Origin of the sequence: Microvirga arsenatis (assembly GCF_009910705.1) — a bacterium.
GTDB lineage: Bacteria > Pseudomonadota > Alphaproteobacteria > Rhizobiales > Beijerinckiaceae > Microvirga > Microvirga arsenatis.
On record NZ_JAAAXJ010000010.1, the window covers coordinates 131,650 to 139,925 of the forward strand.

The 8,276-nt window shown below is 65.6% G+C and carries 9 protein-coding genes and 1 tRNA gene; 4 read left to right on the plus strand and 6 right to left on the minus strand.

What is annotated here, in order from left to right; translation table 11 throughout:
* Positions 1–30: 30 nt before the first annotated feature.
* Together xth and GR303_RS17655 are read right to left on the minus strand one after the other, a co-directional pair.
* Positions 31–816: an exodeoxyribonuclease III gene (gene xth / locus GR303_RS17650; protein WP_161724377.1), complete on the minus strand. Its 786-nt coding sequence runs from the start codon at positions 814–816 to the stop codon at positions 31–33.
* A 154-nt stretch (positions 817–970) separates the two neighbouring features.
* Positions 971–1,363, minus strand: coding sequence for a GFA family protein (locus GR303_RS17655; RefSeq protein WP_161724379.1), 393 nt, complete (start codon positions 1,361–1,363; stop codon positions 971–973).
* 246 nt (positions 1,364–1,609) lie between these two features.
* On the opposite strand from GR303_RS17655, the gene GR303_RS17660 reads away from it, so the two are divergent.
* From GR303_RS17660 to GR303_RS17670, 3 genes are read left to right on the plus strand one after another with little or no spacing between them, the layout of a single operon-like run.
* Positions 1,610–2,302 (plus strand): ceramidase domain-containing protein, encoded by a 693-nt coding sequence (locus GR303_RS17660; protein WP_161724381.1) that lies wholly within the window; start codon positions 1,610–1,612, stop codon positions 2,300–2,302.
* Positions 2,289–2,852, plus strand: a complete 564-nt coding sequence (locus tag GR303_RS17665) for a hypothetical protein (protein ID WP_161724383.1) — start codon at positions 2,289–2,291, stop codon at positions 2,850–2,852. The genes GR303_RS17660 and GR303_RS17665 overlap by 14 nt, the downstream gene beginning before the upstream one ends.
* Positions 2,853–2,898: 46 nt before the next feature.
* A complete protein-coding gene (locus GR303_RS17670) occupies positions 2,899–3,411 on the plus strand; it encodes a hypothetical protein (protein WP_161724385.1) in 513 nt (170 codons plus the stop codon).
* On the opposite strand, the gene GR303_RS17675 is transcribed toward GR303_RS17670, so the two are convergent.
* The 3 genes from GR303_RS17675 to GR303_RS17685 form a co-directional block, all read right to left on the minus strand.
* Complete coding sequence (locus GR303_RS17675; RefSeq protein ID WP_161724387.1) at positions 3,408–4,499, minus strand: alkene reductase; 1,092 nt, start codon at positions 4,497–4,499, stop codon at positions 3,408–3,410. The two genes, GR303_RS17670 and GR303_RS17675, sit on opposite strands and share 4 nt — an antisense overlap.
* Positions 4,500–4,606: 107 nt before the next feature.
* Positions 4,607–5,560, minus strand: a complete 954-nt coding sequence (locus tag GR303_RS17680; RefSeq protein ID WP_161724389.1) for an aldo/keto reductase — start codon at positions 5,558–5,560, stop codon at positions 4,607–4,609.
* A gap of 107 nt (positions 5,561–5,667) precedes the next feature.
* Positions 5,668–7,029 carry a hypothetical protein gene (locus tag GR303_RS17685; RefSeq protein ID WP_161724391.1) on the minus strand — a complete coding sequence of 454 codons (1,362 nt, stop codon included), beginning with the start codon at positions 7,027–7,029 and terminating at the stop codon, positions 5,668–5,670.
* 533 nt (positions 7,030–7,562) lie between these two features.
* On the opposite strand from GR303_RS17685, the gene GR303_RS17690 reads away from it, so the two are divergent.
* Positions 7,563–7,979, plus strand: coding sequence for a hypothetical protein (locus GR303_RS17690; protein WP_161724393.1), 417 nt, complete (start codon positions 7,563–7,565; stop codon positions 7,977–7,979).
* A 171-nt stretch (positions 7,980–8,150) separates the two neighbouring features.
* Here GR303_RS17690 and GR303_RS17695 read toward each other — a convergent pair.
* Positions 8,151–8,227 (minus strand) — tRNA-Met (locus GR303_RS17695).
* Positions 8,228–8,276 lie beyond the last annotated feature (49 nt).

Genomic DNA, 8,276 nt, shown 5'->3' on the forward strand with positions numbered 1-8,276 from the left:
CAGGATGAGGTGGGAGTATTGTTCTCCCTGTCACTCGATATCGAGATCGACGATCACCGGCACGTGGTCGGAGGGCTTGTCCCAGCCGCGCACCTCCTTGCGGATCGAAGCCGTCCTCAGCCGGTCCTGCGCCTGGGCCGAGAGCAGAAGGTGATCGATGCGGATGCCGTTGTTCCGCTGGAAGGCGCCGGCCTGGTAGTCCCAGAAGGAATAGAGCCCCGGCTGGTCGCTGCAGGCGCGCACCGCATCCACGAGGCCGAGGTTGAGAAGCTCGCGGAACTTGGCCCGGCTCTCCGGCTGGAACAGGGCGTCGTTGGACCAGGCCGCCGGGTCGTAGGCGTCCTCCGGCTGGGGGATGACGTTGTAGTCGCCGCAGAGGACGAGAGGCTCCTCGAGCGCCAGGAGGCTGCGGGCATGGACGCGCAGGCGGTCCATCCAGGCGAGCTTGTAGTCGAATTTGGGCGTGCCGATCGGATTGCCGTTCGGCAGGTAGATGGAGGCGACCCGCACCGCCCCCGTGGCGGTCGAGATCACACCTTCCAGGTAGCGCGCCTGCTCGTCGCCCTCATCCCCCGGCAATCCGCGGCGCACGTCTTCCAGCGGACGCTTGGAGAGAATGGCGACGCCGTTATAGGCCTTCTGTCCATGGGTGACCACATTGTAGCCCAGAGCCTCCACCTCGCTGCGGGGAAAGGCCTCGTCCACGCATTTCAGCTCCTGGAGACAGACCACATCGGGATCGGCGCTCCTCACGAAGGTGGCGAGGTGGTCCAGCCGCTGCTTGATGGAGTTCACGTTCCAGGTGGCGATGCGCATGAGCTGACTAACCTGTTGGAGAGAAACCTAGATCACGGAGAGACCCTGCCGCAAAGCGGCTACCCCGGCGAAAGCGTCCTTCGGATCACGCGGATTTGTCTGTAGCACAGGGCCCGATGAATGTGCCACCGGCCCCGGTCCCCGGGATCCCGAACTACTCCTCGTAACGGCCCGTGGCGTCGCGATTGCGTTCGTATCGTTTGGCAAGCGGAAACGGGGGCAGCCAGGACTCGCGGCGGACCGTCCAGAGTTCATAGGTCGGAGTCAGCTGGTCGGGAGCATCCAGGGAGCCCAGGTTCACCTCGATTTCGTCCGCGGTGCGAGAGAAAACCGACGAGCCGCAGCGGGGGCAGAAATGCCGCCCGAGATAGTCCCGTGTTTCGCCATGGATCGCCACCGCGCCCTGGGGGAATATTGCGGAGGCGTGGAAGAGAGCCCCATGGTGCTTGCGGCAGTCGAGACAGTGACAGATGCCGACCCGGTAAGGCCGTCCCGACGCCACGATCCGGACATTGCCGCACAGGCACCCGCCCGTGAATCGGTCCATGCTGCGTCTCCTCCGAAAGCAAGCAGCGAATGTTTACGATGAACGGCGCGGCCTGGCGAGACGAAGCCGCACGAGCCGGCGACCGCTTGAGAAGACCGGCCGCCGCAGCCGGTGCGCTGGTCGAACCGGTGATGTCCGTGCAGGGTACTGCTTGATCATGGGAGGGAACCGGGTGAAGTGGTATGGACCGCTTACATTGCGGCCGAGCAAGCCGGAACATCGCCTTCGTCCCCATGGTTGCGCCCCATGCCCGAATCCTGGCTCACGCCGATCGACAATTACTGCGAGCGCCTCGCTCCCGGCTTTTGGGCCGAGCCCTTGAATGCCGTCTCCAACGGTGCGTTCATTGCCGCAGCGCTCTATGCCCTGGCGCTCTGGAGCCGGGTGAAAACCCGGGACTGGCCGAGCCTGTGGCTCGTCTCCGTCGCTGTCATCGTCGGGGTTGGCAGCTTCCTGTTCCACACCTTCGCGAACCGCTGGTCGCTGCTCGCGGACGTGCTGCCCATCGCGCTGTTCATCTACAGCTACTTCCTGCTGGCCATGCGCCGGTACCTGCGGCTCGGATGGGGAACGGCCGTCGCGGTGACGGTGATCTTCGCCACCTTCAACATGTCCTTTGCCCGCCTGTGGCTTGCGGCCTTTCCCGGCGTGACGCTGAACGGGTCCATCGGCTATATCCCGGCGGCACTCGCCATGCTGGCGGTCGGGGCTCTGTGCTTCGAGCGGGAGGCGAGGGAGCCGGGCAGGGTGCTTCTGGCGGCTGCCGGTCTGTTCGCGCTGTCGCTGCTGTTCCGGTCCGTCGATGCTGCCGTCTGCCCGGCGCTGCCGGTGGGAACCCACTTCCTCTGGCACCTCCTGAACGCGCTGGTTCTCGGCCTTCTGATGAGAGCCGCCATCCTTCACGCAGACCGCAGAAGGCCCACTCATGCCCCGGGTTGAAATACACGGCTATGCCATCGTGTCCGACAATGACTGCATCGCCGATGCATCCGGACAAATGCCTGCAGCCCTGCGCAACGAGGCGGATTGGGCCACCTTTCAGGCGGAACTCAACCGCTCCGCCCTGACCGTGCTCGGCCGCCTCGGGCACGAGGCCCACCCGAATCCGAAGAAACGCCTGCGGCTGGTTCTGTCCTCGTCCTCCGCAGGCCTTGAACGACGCGCCGATGCCTGGTGGTGGAACCCCGCCAGGCTCGCCTGGGCCGAGGCGATCCGGGCCGTGCTCCCGGAAGGCGGCCGCGTCGCAGTCCCCGGCGGGCGGCAGGTCTTCGATCTCTTCCTTGGAATCGGTTACGACGCGTTCCATCTCACCCGGGCGGAAGGCATCCTCGTGCCCGACGGCATCCCCGTGTTCTCGGAGTGCCGGGGCGGTCGGAGTGCCGAACAGGTTCTGTCGGCAGCCGGGCTGAAACCGGGGGAGCGCCAGGTTCTGGACCCGGCGGTGCCGGTTACCCTGACGATCTGGCGCAGAGCCGACGGAAACCGATGACTCCGCCTGGAGTTGACGTCCGACAGCCCCTCGAAAGGAGGCGCCGATGCGTCATCTCACTTTGCCCGCCGCCCTCACAGCAGCCTGCCTGACGGCCGGGGCTGCATGGGCGCAATCCTCCGGCGGCGGCTCTGGCAGCAGCGGAGGCGGCGCGGGAGGCACCTCATCCTCGACAGCGGCGCCGGCGACCGGCTCCGCAACATCTCCCGACGGAACGAACAGGTCCATGAGGCCGCCGGTCCAAGCTTCTCCCGGCACCACGGGCACCCTCGAGAACAGGACCGGCCCGAACGATGGCGTGACCGGCGATGCGGCGACGGGCGGCTCCACCGCACCGCGGGGAAGCCAGGGGAGCACAGGGGCGGCGACGACCAATGCCAACCGCTCCTCCGGCGATCCCGAGACCACGGGAGGCGTGTCGGGAACCAGCCGGCTTCAGCCGGGCGAGCGCTCCGCCGTGAGCCCGTCGGCCCGGGAGGAGGAACTGTTCCGGGAAGGCGAGCAATTGGAGCAGAGAGCCCGGCAGGGCATCTGCTCCGAATGCGGGGCTCAGCCTTAAGCCGCTTCGTTCAGGCTCGGGTAGTCGATATAGCCTTCGGTGCCGCCGCCATAGAAGGTGGCGCGGTTCGGCTCGTTGAGGGGAGCGTTGAGGCGGAAGCGGTCGACGAGATCCGGGTTGGCGATGAAAAGCCGCCCGAAGGCCACGAGATCCGCCCGCCCGCTGGAGACCGCCTCGGCCGCCATGTCCCGGGTGTAGCCGTTATTGGCGATATAGGCGCCGCGGAAGGAGCGGCGCAGGCCGGCATAATCGACATCGACGGCGTTCCGGTCGCCCTGGGTCGCACCCTCGATCATGTGAATGTAGCCGAGGCCGAGCTTGTCGAGCCTCTCGACCACATGGCTGAACAGGGCCTGCGGGTTGGAATCCGCGGCATCGTTGACCTTCGCCGGCGAAAGGCGGATGCCGACGCGCCCCTTGTCCCAGACCTTCAGCACGGCCTCGGCCGCCTCGACGGTCAGGCGGGCGCGGTTCTCGATGGAACCGCCATAGGCGTCCGTCCGGCGGTTGGAGCCGTCCTTCATGAACTGGTCGAGAAGATAGCCGTTGGCGGCATGGATCTCGACACCGTCGAACCCGGCTTCCTTGGCGTTGCGGGCGGCGTTCTCGTAATCGCGCAGGATGCCGGGGATCTCGGAGAGTTCGAGCGCCCGAGGCTCGGACACGTCCACGAAGCCGTCCGCGAGAAACGTCTTCGTCTGGGCCCGGATCGCCGAGGGCGCCACCGGCGCGGCGCCGCCGGGCAGGAGCGAGGTGTGAGACACGCGTCCGACGTGCCAGAGCTGGATGAAGATGCGCCCGCCCGCCCTGTGAACGGCGTCGGTGACCTTGCGCCAATGCGCGACCTGCTCAGGGCTGTAGATGCCCGGCGTGCGCAGGTAGCCCTGGCCCTGATGCGAGATCTGCGAACCCTCCGAGATCAGGAGGCCCGCGCTCGCGCGTTGCGCATAATAGGTCGCGGTGATGTCGCGAGCCACGTCGCCTTCCGCAGCCCGGTTGCGGGTGAGGGGAGCCATGACAAGGCGGTTGGGCAGGGTCAGATCGCTCAGCCGGAAGGGCTGGAACAACGCGTTGGCGTCGGCATTCATGGAAAACCTCGTTTCAGCCTGTGAAATTATCCGAAGCACAGGTTGTCACGAGATAAGAGGCTTTCCGTCTCAAGCAACGGAAAGCTGCCATGCAAAAAATGGATGCCTCAGCCTGATGCGCTGGCCCTGTCGAGTGCTGCGATATCGGACTCGTCGAGGCGCAACTCCGTTGCCTTTACGAGATCCTGCACCTGCTCCACGCTCGTGGCGCTGGCAATGGGCGCGGTGAGCCCTGGACGCGCCATGAGCCAGGCCAGGGCTACCTGCGCCGGCGTTGCTTCCTTGCGGGCGGCCACGGCGTCCAGCGAGGAGAGGATGCGCTTGCCTCTCTCGTTGAGGTAGGCCGCCATGCGGCCGCCGCGCACGCTCTTTCCGAAATCCGCCTCCGACCGGTACTTGCCCGTCAGGAAGCCGCTGGCGAGGCCGTAATAGGGGATGACGCCGACCTCCTCCTGCCGGCAGAGCGGCTCGAGTTCCGCCTCGTATTCGGCACGATCGTGGAGGTTGTACTTCGGCTGCAGGCTCTCATAGCGCGGCAGGCTGTTTTCGGCGCTGATCCGCAGCGCCTCACGCAGACGCGCGGCGGTGAAGTTCGAGGCGCCGATGGCCCGCACCTTGCCCTCCCGGATCAGGTCCGCATAGGCCTGAAGCGTCTCCTGCTGCGGCGTGTCGAGATCGTCGCGATGGGACTGATAGAGATCGATGTAGTCGGTCTGAAGCCGCCGAAGCGAATCCTCCACCGCCGACCGGATGTAGCTCTTCGACAGCCCTTTCCGATCCGGCGCCATCTCCGAGCCGACCTTGGTGGCGATCACCAGCCGGCTGCGATTGCCGCGTGCCTTCATCCATCGGCCGATGATGGTCTCCGACTCGCCGCCTTTGTTTCCCGGAGCCCAGGTGGAATAGACGTCGGCCGTGTCGACGAAGTTGAGGCCCGCATCCGCATAGGCGTCGAGGATCCTGAAGGACATCGCCTCATCGGCCGTCCAGCCGAAGACGTTGCCGCCGAGGCAGAGAGGCGAGACCGTCAGGTTCGAGCGGCCAAGTCTGCGTTTTTCCACTGGTCTCTCCCATCCACTTCCGATCTGGAGCAGATAAGGGCACTGGCAAGGTGGCGGGTCAAGCAGGCATCCTTCCCTCTCCAGAGGCGGAGGCCGGCGCGCTGTTATCAGGCTGCTGCGCTCAGCGTGATGCCGCGCGCCTCCGCGAAAGCCACGAGCGCGGATTCGCTCTCGACCCGATGGCGCTGGTCGATGATCCAGCCCTTGTCGTCGCGCACGACGATGTAGCCGCGAGCCTGAAGGCGCGAGACGATGGCCTGGCTCCCGCTCGTTTCCGTGCGGGTCACCCCGCGCTCCGCAATGAAGCGCTCGATGGCGGCCTGCGCGGCCTGCGCCAGATCGACCGCATCGGCGCGGTTCGCCGGCTTCGCCTTGGCTTTCGCCTGGGCCAGAACGCGTGCAGGATCCCGGCGCACCGATTTCCAGCCGCCGCGGCCCGAAATCTGGAGCGCGGTCGGGTCCGACTCCACCGGGCGAACAGCTGCGGGCGCATCCGAGACGACGATTCTCGGCGCAGCAGGCTGTGGAAATGCATTCTGCGAAGGAGCGTTTGCGACAGGGTTTGTTCTCCCTGGCGCGGCGGGCCTGCCGGCTGCGGATTGCGGCGGCTGCAGGCCTCCCTTCAAATCCTGTTCTCCGACCTGGCGCACGGGCTCCTCGGCACGGCGTTTGGCTTGTGCCTGCGCCCTCCTGTCCTCGGCTTCGCGGCGCTTGGCTTCCGCAGCGATCCGCTTCTTCTCCGCTTCCGCCTGCTGCGCGGCCGCAACGCGGCGAGCTTCCGCTTCGGCAGACCGCTTCACACGGATGACGAGGCGCTGGTCAATGCGCTCCTTCTCGGCGATGGCGGCACGCGCCGCCCTGACCATGCCGGCTTCCGATTCCGCCACAAGAGCCTTCAGGCGCTCGGCCAATTGGACCTCGAGAGCTCTGATGGTCCGCTCCAGGGCGGCTTGAGGATCGAGGACAGGCGCGGCTGCTGGGGAGATTGCTGCGGCGGGCTGCGGGGTCTGTGGCGTTTGATTTCGCGCAGGCTCCCGCTGCACGACAGGACGGGCTGCCGCTCCTTCCGGCGACGGCTGCACGGGTGGCGCTTTGGATGACTTGGGTTTCGATGACTTGGAACGGCCCGATTCCGCAGCCGTCAGCTTCGCAAGCTTGGACAGATCCCGCACGCCGATGAGGCCGAGATCCTGCATCTTCCAGCGGATCTGCGTGACGGTGCGGCCGAGTGCGGCGGCAATGCGCTTGTCGGTCATCGGCGGATCGGAGGAGACGAGCTCGCGCAGGCGTGCGACGCTGGCTTCATCCCAGGATTGGTGGGGCTGGACGAGGGTGCCGATCAGCCGTGCCCTGGCATAGGTTGCCGGCACAGGCCTTCCCAGCTTCGCGGCCGTAACGGGGACGGGAACCTTGGCTTCTCTGTCACGGCGCAGAATGTCCAGTTCTTCTTCAGTCCAGACCCTGTTCATTGCAGGGCTTCTCCTTTTCTCAGCGAGGCTGGGATCCGGCGAACCTGCACTGCCTGAAGAACAGCGAATGCGTGGAAGAGGAAATCGCCGGATCGCGCCGGCGACGAAAACCGTCAGGCCGGCATGAGGATAGGGGGCTTCTTGCAACCAGCTCCCGTGCTGGCGGAACGCATCATCCGAAGCCGTGAGTAACATTCCGGATCCGGTCGAAACGCTCGGCCGCGCAACCGGGCACAGCCTCTCGCGAAAGCATCGCTTCGCGAGGCATCCCATTGCGGTCGATGAAGGCCGGGCTGCAGGTGCATGACGGGTGATTCAAATCACGAACGAGGCGCAGATGTAGTCGGCTTCATGCGAAAGCTCAATGCTCGCAATCGAGGAAAGGCGGCTTTTGCGGCGCTCGGAGGACCTTGCGGAGCAACGGATTCCAGGCTTGCGGCATGCCAGCCGTAAGAATTGGTTAACCATAAAAGCGCATGCTTGAACTCGCGAGTCTCAAGACATTTCATGCATGGCCCGCAGGGGGAAGGCTCATGAGCGACAGCACCATTGCACAGACGATCAATGAACGCACCGAAGCCGTGAAGAAGGTGATCAATCTCATTGCACAATCGGGCAGGGGAGACGATCTGCACGATCTGCGGGTGCTGCTCATCAACACCACGAGCCTTCTCAAGCGCGATCCCGGGATCGAAGCTGCCGTGGACGATCTCTATGCTGCCGCTGCGGCGCTCGTGAGAGATGCTTCCGCCGGCACGCCGCCCTCGGCCCGCTCCCTTCGCCTGCTCCTTTCCGCATCCGACCGCTTCTGCAGCCGCCTGGGCGCCGCGGCGGACCGGATCGGCCCAGAGCCTGAGATGCGCTTCAAGGGTCTGGAAGCGGCTTACGCCGTTCAACTGGAGCGCTTCTCGATGAATGCGGATCTCGATCCTGTCGGACAGGTAGCCTGATCCGGCGTACCGACCAGCGACCGACCGCTCCTCCCACCCAGGCCTTCACTACGACCGGTGAGGGCCTTTTCGTTGTGCACCGGGCGAAGCCGCTTCACTCGGCCTGTACGGCAGGCTCCAGACAAGCAAAAACCCTCGAAGGACAAGCCGTTCGAGGGTTTTCAGTGTTGTTGGTTGCGGGGACAGGATTTGAACCTGTGACCTTCAGGTTATGAGCCTGACGAGCTACCGGGCTGCTCCACCCCGCGCCATGCATGGCCTTTGAAGCGGGGCTTCAAAGGCGATCTCCGGCACCTG